18 protein-coding genes and 1 tRNA gene are annotated in these 18,111 nt (G+C 39.7%); 3 read left to right on the top strand and 16 right to left on the bottom strand.

Translation table 11 applies throughout. From position 1 onward, the window contains the following. Window positions 1-6 precede the first annotated feature (6 nt). The 4 genes from NYE32_RS04475 to metK all read right to left on the bottom strand — a co-directional run bounded on the left by NYE32_RS04475 (window position 7) and on the right by metK (window position 6,374). On the bottom strand, window positions 7-1,833 hold the full coding sequence (locus NYE32_RS04475) for a DUF2194 domain-containing protein (RefSeq protein WP_156685403.1): 1,827 nt from the start codon (window positions 1,831-1,833) through the stop codon (window positions 7-9). Next, window positions 1,830-2,744 (bottom strand): hypothetical protein, encoded by a 915-nt coding sequence (locus NYE32_RS04470; RefSeq protein WP_156685404.1) that lies wholly within the window; start codon window positions 2,742-2,744, stop codon window positions 1,830-1,832. The genes NYE32_RS04475 and NYE32_RS04470 overlap by 4 nt, the downstream gene beginning before the upstream one ends. After that, entirely contained in the window at window positions 2,741-4,513 is a 1,773-nt protein-coding gene (locus NYE32_RS04465) for a DUF4118 domain-containing protein (RefSeq protein ID WP_156685405.1), read from the bottom strand. The genes NYE32_RS04470 and NYE32_RS04465 overlap by 4 nt, the downstream gene beginning before the upstream one ends. A gap of 667 nt (window positions 4,514-5,180) precedes the next feature. Continuing rightward, window positions 5,181-6,374: a methionine adenosyltransferase gene (metK, locus tag NYE32_RS04460; RefSeq protein WP_155213003.1), complete on the bottom strand. Its 1,194-nt coding sequence runs from the start codon at window positions 6,372-6,374 to the stop codon at window positions 5,181-5,183. Window positions 6,375-6,653: 279 nt separating this feature from the next. Between metK and birA the strand changes: the two genes are divergently transcribed. Continuing rightward, a complete protein-coding gene (birA, locus tag NYE32_RS04455; protein ID WP_048674638.1) occupies window positions 6,654-7,592 on the top strand; it encodes a bifunctional biotin--[acetyl-CoA-carboxylase] ligase/biotin operon repressor BirA in 939 nt (312 codons plus the stop codon). On the opposite strand, the gene NYE32_RS04450 is transcribed toward birA, so the two are convergent. From NYE32_RS04450 to miaA, 4 genes are all read right to left on the bottom strand, one after another. After that, on the bottom strand, window positions 7,579-7,764 hold the full coding sequence (locus NYE32_RS04450; RefSeq protein WP_002883500.1) for a DUF3272 family protein: 186 nt from the start codon (window positions 7,762-7,764) through the stop codon (window positions 7,579-7,581). The genes birA and NYE32_RS04450 overlap by 14 nt on opposite strands. A 365-nt stretch (window positions 7,765-8,129) precedes the next feature. After that, window positions 8,130-9,782, bottom strand: a complete 1,653-nt coding sequence (dnaX, locus tag NYE32_RS04445) for a DNA polymerase III subunit gamma/tau (protein ID WP_156685406.1) — start codon at window positions 9,780-9,782, stop codon at window positions 8,130-8,132. Beyond that, window positions 9,782-10,282: a GAF domain-containing protein gene (locus NYE32_RS04440; RefSeq protein ID WP_339157103.1), complete on the bottom strand. Its 501-nt coding sequence runs from the start codon at window positions 10,280-10,282 to the stop codon at window positions 9,782-9,784. The genes dnaX and NYE32_RS04440 overlap by 1 nt, the downstream gene beginning before the upstream one ends. A gap of 33 nt (window positions 10,283-10,315) precedes the next feature. After that, window positions 10,316-11,227 carry a tRNA (adenosine(37)-N6)-dimethylallyltransferase MiaA gene (gene miaA, locus NYE32_RS04435; protein WP_156685408.1) on the bottom strand — a complete coding sequence of 304 codons (912 nt, stop codon included), beginning with the start codon at window positions 11,225-11,227 and terminating at the stop codon, window positions 10,316-10,318. Between the two features lie 75 nt (window positions 11,228-11,302). Here miaA and NYE32_RS04430 point away from each other — a divergent pair, with 75 nt between their 5' ends. After that, a complete protein-coding gene (locus tag NYE32_RS04430; RefSeq protein WP_002883513.1) occupies window positions 11,303-11,479 on the top strand; it encodes a DUF3042 family protein in 177 nt (58 codons plus the stop codon). A gap of 73 nt (window positions 11,480-11,552) precedes the next feature. Continuing rightward, window positions 11,553-12,098: a hypothetical protein gene (locus NYE32_RS04425; RefSeq protein ID WP_148512654.1), complete on the top strand. Its 546-nt coding sequence runs from the start codon at window positions 11,553-11,555 to the stop codon at window positions 12,096-12,098. Window positions 12,099-12,341: 243 nt separating this feature from the next. On the opposite strand, the gene NYE32_RS04420 is transcribed toward NYE32_RS04425, so the two are convergent. From NYE32_RS04420 to NYE32_RS04385, 8 genes are all read right to left on the bottom strand, one after another. Further along, a tRNA-Arg gene (locus tag NYE32_RS04420) sits at window positions 12,342-12,413 on the bottom strand. A 50-nt stretch (window positions 12,414-12,463) separates the two neighbouring features. Further along, a complete protein-coding gene (gene rplS, locus NYE32_RS04415) occupies window positions 12,464-12,811 on the bottom strand; it encodes a 50S ribosomal protein L19 (protein WP_002883489.1) in 348 nt (115 codons plus the stop codon). 127 nt (window positions 12,812-12,938) lie between these two features. Then, window positions 12,939-14,165, bottom strand: a complete 1,227-nt coding sequence (locus tag NYE32_RS04410) for a voltage-gated chloride channel family protein (RefSeq protein WP_156685409.1) — start codon at window positions 14,163-14,165, stop codon at window positions 12,939-12,941. 9 nt (window positions 14,166-14,174) lie between these two features. Further along, window positions 14,175-14,447, bottom strand: coding sequence for a chorismate mutase (locus NYE32_RS04405; protein WP_110981194.1), 273 nt, complete (start codon window positions 14,445-14,447; stop codon window positions 14,175-14,177). Between the two features lie 73 nt (window positions 14,448-14,520). Then, window positions 14,521-16,056: a ClC family H(+)/Cl(-) exchange transporter gene (locus NYE32_RS04400; RefSeq protein WP_156685410.1), complete on the bottom strand. Its 1,536-nt coding sequence runs from the start codon at window positions 16,054-16,056 to the stop codon at window positions 14,521-14,523. 49 nt (window positions 16,057-16,105) lie between these two features. Continuing rightward, complete coding sequence (locus NYE32_RS04395) at window positions 16,106-16,549, bottom strand: flavodoxin (RefSeq protein WP_002888085.1); 444 nt, start codon at window positions 16,547-16,549, stop codon at window positions 16,106-16,108. 368 nt (window positions 16,550-16,917) lie between these two features. Then, window positions 16,918-17,289, bottom strand: coding sequence for a hypothetical protein (locus tag NYE32_RS04390; protein WP_037600183.1), 372 nt, complete (start codon window positions 17,287-17,289; stop codon window positions 16,918-16,920). A gap of 12 nt (window positions 17,290-17,301) precedes the next feature. Then, window positions 17,302-18,021 (bottom strand): matrixin family metalloprotease, encoded by a 720-nt coding sequence (locus NYE32_RS04385; RefSeq protein WP_002890801.1) that lies wholly within the window; start codon window positions 18,019-18,021, stop codon window positions 17,302-17,304. Window positions 18,022-18,111: the final 90 nt, after the last annotated feature.

The following is an 18,111-nucleotide window of genomic DNA, read 5'->3' as shown; positions in this document are numbered from 1 at the left end:
TTTGCCTTATTTTAATGTGATGGTGACTGACTTATTCGTAGCCTCCAATAGGTAAAGATCACCCGTTAAATGCGTAACCTTACCATTTTTTACCTTCTTAACTTCGTTTTGATTTAAACGAACCATAAGGTAAGCATGATCATGAAAATTCTCAAGATCAATTTTTAGGGCGTCTTTGGTATATTTTTGAGAAACTTTCAAAATACCGTAACGCTGAACAGCACCTGCTAATTCTGAACCTGTTAGATTCCTGAGCGAAGGTGACATATTGTGGACCCAACTAACTTCCTTGTCCAAGGCCTTATACATCTTTGCCCAACCCAATTCTGCACCACGATCGACATCAAGAACATCATCAGGGTGAAGGAAATGGTTATTGACATAGTGCATATTCATTTCAGAAAAGACCGTCATCTGTGAGAAATCGTCCCAAACCGCACCAGAAACTGTACGTGGCTCTTCAATCATTCCATCAGGTGACACTTCAAACTCTTGCGAATAAGTGAAATCTCCTGGGAAATAGTTACTTGAGATAGCCTTGATTTCTGGGAAATCATTAACGATTACCTCTCGCCCTTCTTTTGAAAGAATATTTGATGGTGGAACGTAGACTGATTTTTGCGCTTTAGGAAAGAGTTGGTTGACAAAACGAATCAACTCAGACAGACTGGCCTTCATAGCAGCCTTATCCTTCCAAGTCTTGTAGCTGGCATACTTTTCACCATAATTAACAGATGAAGGACTCAAAGGTTGGTGGTTGTAACCATGATATCCAAGCTCACCACCATTAGCCAAAAGTGAATTTCCAAAATACTTGAAACGATCTAAATCGTTTTGTTGAACAATTTTACCATCTGTCTGGGCCTCATAGTTTTCAATGACCACACCTGTATGAACGATACCATACTTTTCGTGCAGTTTAAGAAGGTCTGGCCACCAAACATTGGTATAAAATTCAGACACAGACATGTCGTAATCACGTTTAACGAAACGACCATCTCCAGCTGGAACAGGTGATGGGAAATCATCTATATAATAGGTAGAGCCATTGATTACCGGATAAACTGTCGCTTCAGTCAAAAGACTATAAGAAGCGGCATAAATACCACGGACATTACGCTCATAGATTCCAAGGTTATCAACGACAAACTTCCCTCTGCCGTATGATTTTTCCCAAATCAACGGTGTATGAGAATCATCTGTTGTTTTAGCATGCACCTTAACATCACTTTCAAGAGAGACTTTTCTGGCTGACTCAAAAGGTTCTTCAATTTTATAATTGCGTCCCCCACCAATCATGAAATCAGGATCCACGTAGATTTCCTTGACCTCATCCATCTCAAAGTTGGAATAACTCACGCCGAGATTGTGATCAATGGCATCAAGATTACTTTCTTTCCCCATAGTTACTGCAAAAAGGGTTTGACCGCCTTTTTCAGTCCAATCCATGAGTGGCTGAACCTGGTCCTCCATTCGAGAAAGGTCAGTTACAAGTAGAACCACTTTTTTATAGTCGGAAAGCGAATAGGACTCGTGTTTAGCCACATCGACTAACTTAGCTCCCATACGCATATCTTTTAGAATTTGCTCGAACTGTTTCCAAGCCCTCTGACTCGTTTCATTTTCACTATCATAAAGAACTAGCGTATCTTTATCTAAATTTTTGACGACTGAAGCCGTAGATGGTACTTTTCCTGTTAGATAGGCTTCCTTACCTTGAGTCGGGTACCATTCCCCTTTCTTTTGAACAAAGAGTCCAATGGCCAGACACAAAATAAGACCAACACCTAGCAAGGTTTCTTTGCGAATAACATTTTTTTTACCTAATTTCATGCCATCACCTCTTTTCCTTGCCAGAAGTTCAAGAGATCTTGCTTATCCTTAGAAAGAACAACCTTTTTGCCTTGCATCTCACGAATCATGTTCTTAAATTCAGCAAACTGACCGGTTTGATAGTAATATTCCAAATACAAATAATACACATCATCCGCATGTGATTTAATTGAAAGCTGTGTCAAATGCTTTTGGGCCAAGTCATAAAAACCAAGAGCTAGTTCATTATGGATAACTCTCACTAAGTCCGTAGCAGTCGTTCCATGACTAAGTTTCTGCAAGAGACGCTCCTCGTACTCCTTACGAAGCAAACCTTCCATTTGTTTGCTTAGAAGTTCCTTAGATAGGTAGTCTTCCATAAAGTCACAATACTCGGTTAAGAGGTCAAGGTCTTCTTCACCCTTTTCAAAACGTTTCTCAAAGGCACTCAACTTCTCATCGTATTGACTTGAAATTTCAGAAATAAAGGTTGTCGCATAGTGGACGATTTCACTATCCTCATTTAAACGAGCCAAGTAGAGCAAATCCATAAAATGAGACGGATCATCATTAGCCAATCCCATCAATTGTTGACGAGCTTCCTTAGCCTTATTCAAATAGAGAGATTCTTCAAGAGGTACGATGTCTTCTTCAGCCAATTCCTTCGGACGTTGAAAATCATCGATATTTCCAAAATCAATGGTCAAATCTTTAACTTTACCACCAACTGCTTCTTGACCACGGCGATGTCTACCAGGATTTGGTTTAGAAATCATATGAATCAGACCTGCCCCAAAGAAAGGTAAAGCAATCGGGAAAATCAAGTAAAAAATTGTTAAGTCTGATTTGCCACTGACAATAGCCTTATAGACAAGTGCTATAGATAAGAAGTAACAAACCGTTAAGATACTAGTAATAAGGACTGGAATCATTGTGCAACCCTCCCTTGAAGACTAGCTTGTTCAAGAAGTTCTGCCTTTTCAATGAAAGAACGACTCATTTTTGAAAGAACCTCAAGCTCGTTTAACACTTTAGTAGACATAGCTTCAAAAGGAACAGCCTCTACCCAAATGATAAAAGTACCCTCTGCCTTGGTCTTAACTTCCATGGCATACGCTGGACGATTCTCAAGCAATGATTTATTAGCCCAGACACGTCCATGACCAAAGGCCTCTCCAATTTCTTTAAAATCTGTCAAAGATACTTGCTTCTTATCGTTATCTCCCAAAAGAAGCTCGTATTGGAAAGGACCACCTCCATAAAGTGAAACAGGAGCATTCAAAATTTCTGAAACCAAATCAAGCGTCTGTCTAAGAACCTTCTCAACACTATTATGATCTAAAGTCACAAAGTAAGAATATGCTTTTCCAAGACCATCTTGACTTGCTAACAAGGCATTTTTCAGGTCTTTATTTTCATGGAGTAATGTATCGTAGGATTGATTAAGGATAAGATAGTCTTCCTTAACTGTTTCCAACTGTTTATCTAGTTGTAGCTTGTCATCTTTCTTCTTCATTTCCACAAAACCACAAACCACAGCGATAAAGATATAGGCAATAAAGGCAACCCAACGGTCAGTATTATATAGAAGCAGTTGCCAGCTAGTTCCAGACATAATTTGACTGATGGTCAAACCAATAATTGCAAGAACTGCCGAGAACAAGCCATACCCCATGCCCAAAACTGTACTAATCAAGACAACAAAGAGCAAACGTAGGTCGATCAATTGGAACTGTAACTGACCTTGAGTCATATATCGAAAAGCTTCAAAGACTAAGAAGGTCACGACAACAGCAGCAAGTTTCTTATTTCTCTTTTGCTTAACGATATTATCTATGATATTGCGGAACTTAGAAACACGTAGAGACCCTTTTCGCTGTTTTTGATAGTCTTCGTAAATATCTGGCAAGTCACGCACCAAAGCATAACGCATAAACCAAGCAAACCTATCACGCAAATCATGATGCTTTTCAGGATCATTATCATATTTACTAATTCTTCTTTCCTCTAGGAAATGAACCTGCTTATTAGGGAAATATTTATCCAAAGCTTGCAAGAGCTCCCCAAAAGTCAGTTGGAAAGGATCCGGAATAATAATGCTTTCATAGGTGTCATTCCATCGCTCACATAATTTGTGAAGCAAATCTCCCAAGTCAGATAGACTGATAAAAGTCGCCTGACTTTGTGATGACTCCTTTAACTCTACCTGTTCATGGTCATCTAAACGCACAAACAGTTTATAAAGATAATCTTCTTTATTAATAACTGAATAAAGAAAGGGACTATGTAGAACTTTAAGGTTGACCCCAAATTCTCGACTCCAGGATAATAAGGTATCCTTTGTTGTCGTCTGTAAACTTCTTTTCCCATCCTCAAGGATAGGACCTGTGATATAAAGTAATCGTTTGTTTTTTCTATCTTTAAGACACTCTAACAATCTGATGAGATTTTCAATCTCCCCTGAACTTTCATGTCCGTAATTGAGATATTCCGAAAAATAGATGATTTGATCATAATCATGAAAATCAAAAACGTCTTCTAATTGGTTGTTCTCATAATGCTTGGTATAAACGGTGATTTTATTCTTACGAGAGTTCTTTACACCTGTATGACCAAAAATAAAAACTGCTTGATTAGGAAACGTTTTCAAAATGAAATCGTTTGTTAATCCAGCAGTATTACCAAGTATCAAAATATTCATAAACTTCTCCCCACTTTTAAGAGTGTCCCCTTAACTACACTCTCTACCCATTCTAATCATTAGTCTCAAGTATTTCCCAATACTCTCAAGACCACAATGTAATGCCTTTCTTAAGAAAGCCCTTTGAAAGCTATGTCTTCCTCCCCAATGAGTGATAACCTAACTCTCATCAGAATCTCTTTTGAAGATTCTTAAAGATTTCAAAAAACATAAGAAAGAACAAGATTATCCTAAATAAACATTAAGTAAAATTAATATTATTAAAGAATAGATTAAATTGACTAATTAAATATCTTGTTATGTTGATTAGCTTCCCCAAGAAATCACAAACTAACCAGATCACTTTAGATTATCTAACACCTGTTAGACCTTATTTAAAGGTATTTCTTCTTACTCTATCAATCTAAAATGACTCTAGTTTCATATTTACATCGTCACTCTTATTATAGCAATTTTTTCTTATTTTTCAACTCCTTTCAAAGTTTTTCACCTAAAGAATTTATTTTTAGCTAGTCGTTTTTACCCTTTAATTACTCAATCCTTTGGGTTTACATGTGTCTGAAATCAGAAAATTCATATTATTCATTTTCAAAATAAAAAACAGAATTCAAAAAAATTAAATTCTGTTGTTTTGATATTATTAAATTGAAAGTTATATTAAATATTTTTAATCTCCTACAGCTGCTTTGAGGGCATCTACCTTATCCAATTTTTCCCATGGAAGATCGATGTCAGTACGTCCCATGTGACCATAGGCTGCTGTTTGACGGTAGATAGGACGTTTAAGATCAAGCATTTGAATGATACCTGCAGGACGCAAGTCAAAGAGATCACGGACAGCAGCTTCAAGTTTGCTTTCAGCAACTGTCGCCGTTCCGAAGGTATCAACACGGACAGACACAGGATTAGCAACACCAATAGCATAAGCCAATTGTACTTCTGCTTTCTTAGCAAGACCAGCAGCTACGATGTTTTTAGCAATATAGCGAGCGGCATATGAAGCTGAACGGTCAACCTTAGTGGCATCCTTACCTGAGAAGGCACCACCACCGTGTCTTGAGTAACCCCCATAAGTATCAACAATAATCTTACGACCAGTCAAACCAGAGTCCCCTTGAGGTCCTCCAATAACAAAACGACCTGTTGGGTTGATAAAGAATTTTGTCTCGTCATCCAAGTATTCGGCTGGAATAACTGCTTTAATGACTTTTTCAATGACGTCTTGACGAATTTGATCGTTAGTTGCTTCAGGATCGTGTTGCGTTGAGATAACGACTGTATCAACACGTACTGGTTGGTCATTCTCATCATACTCAACAGTAACCTGAGATTTAGCATCCGGACGAAGGTATGAAATCTCACCAGATTTACGCAAATCTGACAATTTTTTAACCAATTTATGTGAAAGGCTAACTGGAAGTGGCATAAACTCTGGAGTTTCATCAATAGCAAAACCAAACATCAAACCTTGGTCACCAGCTCCGATAAGATCAAGTGGGTCTTGGTCACCAGTTCCACGAACTTCAAGTGATTCATTGACACCTTGAGCAATATCTGGAGATTGTTCGATCAATGATGGGTGAACCCCAACAGATTCTGCTGCAAAGCCGTATTCTGCATTGTTATAACCAATTTCAGCGATAGTATCACGAACCACACGGTTAATGTCCACATAAGCTGTTGTAGAAACTTCACCGAAAACGTGGACAGAACCAGTGTAGACAGCTGTTTCTGCTGCAACGTGTGCATCTGGATCCTCTGCTAAAATCGCATCAAGAATGGCATCTGAAATTTGGTCTGCAATTTTATCTGGATGCCCCTCAGATACAGATTCAGACGTGAAAAGTTTACGTTCTGACATATAAAATGTCCCCCTTTTAATATGAAAAATAGTATTAGATAAAACAGATTTGACTGTCTCCTAATAGGTAAAACGCTATACTCCTAATAGAGCTAGACGCCGTTAAAAAGTTACAAAGAACCAACAGCCAACCCTAGGATGACTGTTGCCTTATCGGGACTTAATAACTACCTTCCATTATATCATGTTTTTTCAGTCTAGTCATATAGTTATTTATTATCAAGCCTTATCAATAATTTATAGTGAGCATTTTACCATCTTTTGTATTATACTTAGGATATGAAAACTTATGAACACGTTTATGACATCTTATCGAAGAGTCCTGACTTTGTGACGGGAGAAAGTTTGGCTAAAAGCCTTGGTGTCTCACGGACAGCTATTTGGAAGGCAATCCAAACACTACAAGAACAAGGAATTGACATTACAAGTGTACGGAAGAAAGGCTACTATTTAGAAAAGGGAGATATTCTTCTTCCTCAAGACATTTCTAAACAACTCAACATTCCAGTCTACTTTAATCCAGATTCTAACTCTACCCAACTTGATGCTAAACATGGCATGGAAAAGAATAATCCGACGCCCGCACTTTATCTGGCATCAAGTCAAAAAGCGGCCAAAGGACGATTTGATCGTCACTTCTTTGCCATTCCACAAGGTGGTATCTACATGAGTATCCACTTAAAGCCAAACTGTCATTTTGCTGACTTACCACCTTATACCATGATGGCGGCAGCAGCTATTGTCAAAGCTATCCAGCGTCTAACCGGTATCAATACAGAAATCAAATGGGTTAATGACATTTACCTCAACAACAAAAAAATGGCTGGTATCCTTACCGAAGCCATTAGTTCTATCGAATCTGGTCGCATCACAGATGTCATTATTGGGATTGGGCTTAACTTCTCAATCAGTGATTTTCCTGAAGAGTTAGCCAATAAAGCTACTAGCCTTTTTACTTCTGAAAAACCAAGTATCACTCGAAACCAGCTTATTTCAGAAATTTGGAAGCTCTTTTTAACCATTCCAACTAGTGATTTGGTAAAAGTCTATAAAGAAAAGTCCCTCGTTCTAGACAAACAAGTGACCTTTGAACAAGCTGGAAAGACTTATACTGGTGTTGCTAAAGAAATTGGCGACAAGGGCCAACTTCTCGTTCTTACTGATGATGGTCAGGAAAAATGGCTGAGTGCTGGCGAAGTGAGCCTTACTTCTTGGTAGACTTGTCGGCTGCACGCGCAATGCGTGAAACAACATAGGTTGTCCAAAGACGACGAAACAATAAATAACCAAAAAAGGCTGTAAAAAAGTAATAGCCGTGCTGTAAACTGTAATTAAAACAAACCGTTTCAAAAATAGTTTCAAGCGTAATAAACAAAATTTGTTGAATCATAAGATTATTATATCAATAGATAGAGCCTAGTACAAGCAGTCTAGGCTCTTTTCATTTTTACAAGGACAAACCTTCCAAATATCAGCTTTAGCAATCAAATAATTAATACTGGGTTGCCTCTCTATCTAATTTCTAGACTTAGACCTAAAAAGGTCCACTGGAACTTCCTCACTTTTTCATTTCTGGGCTCGGACCTAAAAAGGTCCACTGGAACTTCCTCGCTTTTTCATTTCTGGGCTCGGACCTAAAAAGGTCCACTAGAACTCCTCGCTTTTCTATTTCTGAGATCGGGCCTAAAAAGGCCACTGGACCTTCCTCGCTTTTCTATTTCTAGGCTCGGACCTAAAAAGGTCCACTGGACCTTTTTAGTCCTCTATTTCTACAACATCAGAGAGAAATTCAAGTTCTTGCGGGATATATTCTTCACGATCTTCTTTTTCTAATTCTTCCTTGGATTTGAGGCTTCGTGCAAATTCTGTTCGGAGTTTTTCAAATTCTGCTTTTGGCACAGCCATAATATTGGGTGAGAAACCGGCAGCTGAACTCATGATATTGCCAAACATATCATTGAGATCACTGCGTTTCATGACCTGTTCAGCATTAAAGGCAGCGTTAAAAGCCAGGATGGCATTTTCCTGATTGGCCAATACAGGCTCAGATCCATTCAAAAGGGCCCTATTTTGTGGGCTAATAGAATCCAAGATTTCAGGCCAAGTTGCCTTTAGGGCATCCAGACATTGGCGTGATTTCTGCGGATTTTCCATGGTTTCACGCATAATAGTGAGAATCTTTTCACGATCCACCTTATACTGATAAGCAGGTTTGGCTTTTCGAGTTGGTGCTACTTCTCCTTGGACTTTACCCTCTTTAAGAGCTTTACGTAGGCCTTCTACTTCGCGACGAAGACTATCTAACTCTTCTTGTAAATTTCCTGGAATTTCTTGTGACATCTGACTATGGGTTTCTGACAATTTTATAGTCAGCATCTCCGCATAGATTTTAGGATGTGTTCCAGTTTTAATTTCTGGCAAGGCACTTGTAACCAAGTCAATCAATTGGAAAAGTCGGTCTTGCTCTAGAGAAAGATTCTCTTCAAAAAGGGGACTATGATGACTGTTCTCTCCACCCGCTTTGACAATCAAAAGATCACGGAAATACTCCAAGAGATCAGTCGCAAAACGGCTCATAGACTTACCATTATCAAAGAGGGTTTCGAGATTTGATAAAGCTTGCGTAGTATCTTGATTGCGAACGTTAGCGACGAAACTATCCAAGGCTGTCAAACCAATAGAACCAGTGATTTCTTCAGCTACGGCTTGGCTGACATGATTGTCAGGAGACAGACTCAGTGCTTGGTCTAAGATTGACAAAGCATCACGCATACCACCTTCTGCACGACGAGCAATAATAGTCAAAGCCTCATCATCAAAGGTCAGTCCTTCTTTTTCCAGAATTGAAGCTAAGTGCTCTTTAATAGCTCCCTGTTTGATCGATTTAAACTCAAAGCGTTGGACACGAGAAAGGATAGTTGCTGGAATCTTATGTAATTCAGTGGTCGCTAGGATAAAGACCACATTTTCAGTTGGTTCTTCCAAAGTCTTCAAAAGAGCATTGAAAGCACCTGTCGAGAGCATGTGAACTTCGTCAATAATATAGACCTTGTAAGTCGCACGACTTGGGGCATAGGTCGATTTGTCACGAATTTCACGAATCTCATCAACACCATTATTGGATGCCGCATCAATCTCTATAACATCTTCGAGACTACCGTTTGTAATATCGCGACAAATATCACAGTGATTACATGGCTCCCCATCAACTTGATTAGGACAGTTCATAGCCTTGGCAAAGATTTTCGCCGCACTAGTTTTACCGGTACCACGCGGCCCAGAAAAGAGATAGGCATGGCTGATTTTCCCTGACTCTACCGCCTGTCTTAGCGTGGTTGAAATCACTTTTTGACCAACCATTTCGCCAAAGGTCTGACTACGGTATTTACGATATAAGGCTTGATACATTAGTTTACCTCAAACATTCCAAATGTAAGCTCGGTTTTCTCGAGTAGAATTTTGACAAATGCTTCAAGATAATCTTGGTCTACGTCGTTATAGTCTCCTACTTGGTGAGAATCCAAATCGAGAACACCAACTAATTTGCCATCTTTTACCATTGGTACAACAATTTCACTTCGAGCAGCGGAATCACAAGCGATGTAATTAGCGTGTTTGGTAACATCTTCGACAATTAAGGTTTTATTTTCTGCTGCAGACTGGCCACAAACACCCTTACCTAGGGCAATTCGAACACAAGAAACATTACCTTGAAAAGGGCCAAGGATTAACTCATTATTTACATTATCCATCAGGTAGAAGCCTGTGAACACAGAATTTGGTAGAGTTGTATTCAAGAGAGCCGAGGCATTAGAAAAGTTGGCCAAAGCATTGTCTTCATTGGCAAAAAGCACCTTAGCCTGTGCTAGCATTAATTCATAGGCTGATTTTTTTTCTTCGTTAGTCATAACTACCATTATAGCAAAGATTGGTTCTTAAAACTAAGATTGACCTACCTTTTCTCCTTCCCTTTCATTTAAAAATAATTCAAGATCTTGAACGACATTTTCAGGATATTCTGGACTAGAAATCTGATAAAACTTAACAGTCATTCGATTTCTGAACCAGGTTAATTGCCGTTTAGCAAATCGACGCGTATTTTGCTTGAGTTTTTCCAAGGCTTCGTCCAAGCTCTGGTTCCCAGCAAAATAAGGAAACAACTCCTTGTAGCCTATACCACGAGCTGACTGGGCATCAGGATAATTATCGTACATCCACTTGGCTTCTTCCAAGAGCCCATGTTCAACCATCTTATCTACTCGTGTATTGATGCGGTCATAAATCAAGGAACGTTCATCATCTAATCCGATAAGAAAGGGATCATAAGTCGTCTCAGTATTTTCAAGATTCTCCGAAAAACGATGAAGTTCAAGTGCTCTAATGGCACGACGACGGTTAATCTCTTTAATCTCAATACCTAAACTGTCAATCTTTTCAAAAAGTTCCTGATCAGATAATTGCTCTAATTCCGAGCGATAGGCTAAAACCTGCTCCTGATCGACCTGTCCTCCTAGGTGATACCCTTCTAGAAGGCTTTGTAAATAGAGACCTGTTCCTCCCACTATAATAGGCAACTTACCACGACTAACGATATCTGTAATGGCAGCCTCTGCCTCTGTCACAAAATCATAAGCTGAATAGGTCTCATCAACATCGCGAACATCAATCAGATGATGCACTGCTGCCGCCTGCTCTTCAGGAGTGGCCTTGGCGGTTCCTATATTCAATTGTCGGTAAACCTGCTGGCTATCTCCTGAAATAATTTCGCCATTAAAACGCTTGGCCAATTCAATTCCAAGCGCTGTTTTTCCTACAGCAGTAGGACCAGCTACTACAATAAGTTTGGTTTTCATAATGTTTTCACTTGCTATTCTAGATATTTTTTTAGATAATATAAGCATATTATAACATATACGGAGGATAGTCTCATGGCTAAAAAACATTCATTCGCTAAAGGTGTCGCTACTGGCGTTATCGGAACTGCTGCTACTGTAGCAGGTGCTGTCTTCGCAGTTAAGAAAACCATTATCGAACCAGAAGAAAAGAAATTGGCTTTCATCGAAGAAAACCGTAAAAAAGCAGCTCGCCGTCGTGTAAGCCGCTAAAACTAATGACCAGGGAAACCTGGTTTTTTACTGTAATTTTTACTCTTCATCTATGACTGAGAACGGAGCCAATTTGAAAAGAAAAAAATATAATATCATTACCTTCTCTTTGCTAGCTTTCTTCTTTCTCTTTGGTTTTTTATCAAAACATTTAAAAGAACCTGTAAAGCCAGCTGCAAAAACGCATCACATCTCTCACAGCCTTTCATCAAAAAGTAGTTCATCTCATAAAAAAGAGAAGACCAAATCTTCAACTACTACTTCAAAAGAAGATGAAAAAAAAGATGCTAAAGACGAAAATAAAGATCAAGCATCCCCTTCTGCTCAAGCACCAAATCAAAAACAAAACAACCAAACATCCCACCAAGATGGAAATCAAGAAAAGTCCAAGCCTGCTGAAGGTGGACGAGGTTGGGGCGGACCAGAAGATGGCTCCTATGCCACAAACGGAGGAGGCGGTGGAGGTCACGATGCAGCCTTTGCCGCAGGTGCTGGTGGAGGAAGCAATCACGCAAGCTCAACCGATCAGAGCAATGAGTGGGTTGACGACGTTGATAACAATACTTACGAGTACCCACAAGCTTCATCAAGCACAGATACAACTGCCAATTCCAATTAATGAGTTAACAGAATACTTAACATCATCTGTATTCTATTTTGAGCCCTAGTTAGGATAACCCTGACTAGGTTTTTTCTTATAAAAAAACACCTATAGTTCATTAGGCATCAAATAGATTTAGCTTTAATTTAGGGCAAAGTAGCTTAAAACCTTATCGTTACAAGCCCCAAAAGAACATAATGATAAAAAGATAAAAAAATGTGGACAAAATGCTTTAAAACCGCATGGTTAAAGGCTTAAAAATGTCCCCTGCCGGAATCGAACCAGCAACGACTCCTTAGGAGGGAGTTGTTATATCCATTTAACTAAGAGGACTTATGAAAAAATCTGCCACGAGGACAGATTTTTTATGTGAAATCTGTAAATTATTTACGGATTTCTTTGATACGTGCAGCTTTACCTTGCAAAGCACGCAAGTAGTAAAGTTTAGCACGGCGGACTTTACCGTAGCGTACAACTTCAATCTTTTCAACACGTGGAGTGTGGATTGGGAAAGTACGTTCTACACCGATGCCGCTTGAAATTTTACGAACTGTGTACATTTCTGAGATCCCTTGACCTTTGCGTGAAATAACTACACCTTCAAAGATCTGGATACGTTCGCGAGTTCCTTCGACAACTTTCGCGTGAACGCGAACAGTGTCACCAGGACGGAATGATGGGATGTCAGTACGAAGTTGACCTTCTGTCAAACTTTGGATCAATGGATTCATTTTTATATACTCCTATCTTACTAATCTTAAGAGCAACCTCTGTGTCTCAGCGGATTAGCCGTTATTTTTGTGTGTCCATTACACACTCTTAGTATCTTATCAAAAAATTATCAGGTTGTCTAGTATCTTATTGCATTTCTAGCATTTTTTGTTGCCCATAAATGCTCGTCTTATGATTGATGAGATAAGCAAAAGCCATGACAATCACATAAGGGAGTGCATTGGCGGGACCAAAGACTTCAACGCCAATGAAAATAGGCGCTAAAAGGGTATTGGTACTGCTACCAAAGACAGACAGATAGCCTAGACCTGCTACAAGTGGAATTGGAAGGCCTAGAACTGGTGCTAAAACAGCACCAAGACTTGCTCCGATGGCAAACAAAGGAGTTACTTCCCCTCCTTGGAAACCAAGAGATAAGGTAAAGACGGTAAGGAGCAATTTCAAGAGCCAATCCAATCGATAAATGGTATCACCACCAACACTTAAAGCAATCAAATTCGTTCCAAGACCTGTATAGCGTCCCTTCCACAAAATCAAAAGAAGACAGGTTAAGACGACACTTCCTAATAGAACACGATAATAGGGATTTGGTAGCAGACTTTCCACTTTCTTTTTAGCTACTGATAAGAGATAAGCAAAGAGATTTCCTGCTAGACCAAAGACCAGACCTAAAAGAGCTAATTTAACAAAGGTCCCAAGGTTAATAGTCAAACTATCGGATACAAAGTGGCTAAATTTTTCAAGACCTAAAAGATGGCTTGTTGTACTAGCCACAAAAGATGCAATAAGAGTTGGTACTAAAATTGGAAGGCTTAACTGTCCTAGGATCAAGACCTCAAGAGCAAAGAAGGTCGCAGCGATTGGTGTTTGAAAGAGCCCTCCAAAACCAGCTGCCATCCCCATGGTCAAGAAAATGCGTGAAGCATTAGGGAGCTTAAAATAGCGACTAAAAGCATGGGAAACTGTGGCCCCGAGCTGAACAGCAACTCCCTCACGACCTGCAGATCCGCCGAACAGGTGGGTCAGCCATGTGGTCACAGTCACAAGTGGAATTAACCTTAGGGGGACTTGATCCTCCTCATTATGTCCTACCTTGAAAATCAAGCCCATTCCCTGTGCTGCCTTGCCAGCAAGCTTTTGATAAAGGTAAACTATCAAAAGGCCTGCTAAAGGAAGTGCTGGGACCAGATAAAAGATATGATGGTCACGGAATTCCGAGAGTCCTATAAGCACGCGCCCAAAAACAGCATCAATCAGTCCAACCAGCACCCCTAACAAGATTGCATAAAGACTTAACATTACTAAATGTAAGTAAGAAAGACCTTGACTATCACTTAATTGTTTTACTTTCATTCTAGATGCCTACTTTTTTTCCAGCTTACTTGCTTGATAAATACGTGAATGCTTCATAATATCCGCAAAACTTGCGACGATAGCTTCTTTATATTCGGGATTAAGGACACTAGCGCCTACCTTGTCTAACAGGGCCTGCTCTCGTTCGGGATCATAAATCGCCTTTCCGGTGCGTTGTTTATAAGCACTTACTCGAGTTACCAATTTCATACGTTCTTCCAACAAAGCCACAATCTCATTATCAACGGCGTCAATCTGTTGGCGAATCTCATTTAAGTCCATACTGACCTCCTTTTTTCTCTTCATTATAACAAAAATGACCTGAGGACAAAAGAGCCTCAAGCCATTGAATTGCTTATAAAAAGAGTTTTCTTACCTGACTGATATTACTTTCATTAACAACCAAATATAAGGTTGCTCCTGCTTTTAGACGTGTGTCTCCATGAACAACCTCAGACTGGTCTTGAAAAATCTGAGTGGAAATCAAAACCCCGTCAGGTAAGGTTAAATCCTTAACCAATCGACCAGCTAAACTATCTGTAACTGGTAAATCAATCATCGTCGGTATATTATCAACTTGTTTTGGTTCGTGGGCAATCAGATTGTGAAGCATGACTTCATAGACGGGTTCTCCTCCCATGAAATCCATGACGAGATAGGCAATCAGAGTCACAACTCCGATTGTCATCAATTGGTGAAGGTCACCCACCATCTCAGTCACTAAAATCATAGCAGTTAGCGGTGCCTTGGATACCGCACCGAAATAACCAGCCATACCAAGAATGATAAAAATAGGGAACTGACTGACTTGTAAGAATCCTAGATTTTCAAAAGCTACCGCAAAGACGCTACCAGAAAGAGCACCTAAAGTCAAAATCGGCAAGAAAATCCCACCAGGAAAACCTGAACCAAAGGACAACATACTCCAAATAAAGCGAATAGCCAAATAAAGAATGGCCACAGTTAGAGCAGGATGTAAACCATTTAGGGCAAGAATCAATTCATTCCCACCACCTAAAAGATATGGAAAATAGAGGCCTATAGGAATGATAAACAGAACTGCCAGAAGGCCATGAAAATGAGATGGCAAGTGGAAGATTTTCCCTAACCCTTGGTAGACCTTGCCAATACGTAAGACAACCCACTCATAACCGTATCCAAGCACACCTAGAAAAATCCCCAAGACAATAAGAATCCAATAATCTTTCAAAGGAAATACGGGTAATTTTTCTGTCACAGCAAGAACCGCAACCTGACCAAAGATCCGTAAGGAAACAGCATTAGCCACTAAAGATGCCGTTAAAGCTGTCACCCAAACATGACGCGAGAAATGATGATAGACTTCTTCGACGACAAACAAAAGACCGGCAATCGGGGCATTAAAGGCAGCCGATAACCCTGCTGCCGCTCCTGCAGCAATCAAGAAGCGCTTTTCACGTGCAGAGAGCTTAAGACTCTCAGCTAAGCCCTTAGCAGTCATAGCACCAAGTTGAATACTAGGGCCCTCACGTCCCAGCATAAGTCCCATTGAAATCCCAAGGACTCCACCTAGGAACTTACGCCATAATACTGACCACCAAGACGGATGTAAGAGTCCCATCAGTTCCCCTTCAACATGGGGAATTCCTGAGCCCTTGATGTCTTTTTCCTGCTTAATAAGGTAACCAATAAAAAGTGCAATCAAGAGATTAACCAGGACAATTCCCAAAATCAGAAGTGGATTATGAAGGGCGTCTTTGTATATAGCTACAGAAAATGCGGCCCCTTTGGCAATTAACCAGCGAAAAAGACTGACCACTGCTCCTGCCGTCACCCCCACTAAGAGCCCTCGCCAAACGGACCAAAGAAGATGTTGAGATTGCGTCCTAAAATCTCTTTCTATTTCATTCATAAAAACTCCATTTTTGACTACAATAAAAGCAGACTTTACTCTGCTTTTTTTATGCTAATGCTTCTGAAATTTTTTCAGCGAAAGCTTCGAGGTTCTCGATATCTTCATCTTCAGCAGAAAGATCAACCTTGACACTATCTGCTCCTTTAGTCGCCCCTGTGAAAGTGAATTGATTTTCAAATTCATCAACTGAGTGACAGAAATAATCGTAGAAAGTATCTCCTGAACCTACAACACCAAAGATTTTACCTGACAAATCGAGATCAGCCAAATCTTCGTAAAAGTCAACGATTTCATCTGGCAACTCACCATCACCATAAGTGTAAGTCGCTACAATACAGATGTCCGCATCTTCAAAATCAGCGGCATCAACCGTTGTACACTCGTCTACATCTACAGTGTGACCCAATTCTTCCAATTTTTTGGCAACGATATCTGCGATTTCTTCCGTGTTACCGGTCATACTGGCATAAACGATTTTTGCTAAAGCCATAATGTCCTCCAAAATAATAAATTAGCTATATTATATCATATTTCTTCAGAAAATAAATGACCTAATAACTCAAAAAAACTGCCCTGATTGGCAGTTTTAAATTGACATTAATTCTTCTTTTTAGACTTTTCTTAGGTGAGTGCGGACGCTAGCGACTTCCTTCGGAATTCCATAGCTAAGTTTTGAGCCTAATGCCTCAAAACTTCCGAGTGCCTAAAGCTTTTAAACTTTAGGCACTTTTCTCACAACGAAAAGTCTTGTCTACAGCTCGCTCTGAAATTATTAAAGGAACTATCTCATTTCATCTACAGAAATTAGTCTATGTTTTGATAGCCAAGTCACTTGTTAGAGGAAACTAAAACTGCCCATTAGGACAGTTTTAGATTTTGTAAAAGTTCAAAATGTCGATAGACTAGCCATAAGCCAACACCAACTAACAGAATGATAATCACTGCTCTCATGAGACCTCTAAGAAAAGTCAAGAGCCAAGTGAGAAGCATAGAGGTGATTAGCCAACTCCATCCAGAAGCACTGTAAAGGGTTTGAATACTCTCTATGGAATGACTAGTCAGCGTTTTTACCCAAGTGGGAATATAAATCCAAATGCCATCACCTGATAGGCCCAAACGATTGGCAATCATGGTTCCTGTTGTTTGCAACCAAGTAAAGACGCCAGCATTGAAAAGAAAAAGGAAGGTTTGCATGGGGTAACGTCTAGCAAGGCGTTTCAAATAGCGCATGACAGCCCCTCCTTAATTAGCATAAAGAGCATGGACCGTATCAATGTCCACCTGTTGAATCCCGTAATAAGATCCAGCGGATTGCATAACGGATGTCTTAGAGTCATCATGGTCTAAGCCAATAGCATGTCCCAATTCGTGTTCAGCCGTATTAACAATACGCTTGTGAGTATAACCAAAATCACTATTCAAGAGGAAGTAACGATTTAACTTTACATCCACATGAGTGATGCGATTGGTCAAAACATTGGTTTGACTATCTGCTAAACCTGCTGCCTGTGAATTCGCATCGGAATAGTCTGTCGCAACAATGTCAGCCGTTGAGGCATCATCAGTTAAAGTAAAGATGAAAGCACCCGTGTTATTCCAGTTGGTGATAGCTTCCTTATAGGCGGCTACCAAGGTTTCGTCTGTAGATTGTATATAGATGCTGGCTGTATTTTGCGCCCATCTAGCTCCGTTAGACTCTGGAATAGTATCTGTCGTTGATAGGTTAGAGACAACTTTCTCAACGTCACTAGTACTGGTACCACTAAACCCTAGCTCTACTTGATGAAAGGCTTGGTTAATATTTGTGGCTAAGGTACTTGAAGAGTTATTGGCATAGTAGACGAGTCCATACCCAATGAGGGCTAGCACTAGGGCAAGTTTAAATATAGCCCAAATAAGATTCCAAATAAATTGTAAAAGAAGTTTGGGAATATAGAAGATTACTCTGAATAATTTTTTCATTATTGAGCCTCCTTTTCGAAACTTCCCTTAGTATATCAAGCTCTAATAGTTCTGACAAGTAAAAAATATCACTTTAAGCTTTTATAATCT

Origin of the sequence: Streptococcus sp. FSL R7-0248 (genome assembly GCF_037967965.1) — a bacterium.
Classification (GTDB): Bacteria; Bacillota; Bacilli; order Lactobacillales; family Streptococcaceae; genus Streptococcus.
This window is presented reverse-complemented; position numbering and strand designations above follow the sequence as displayed.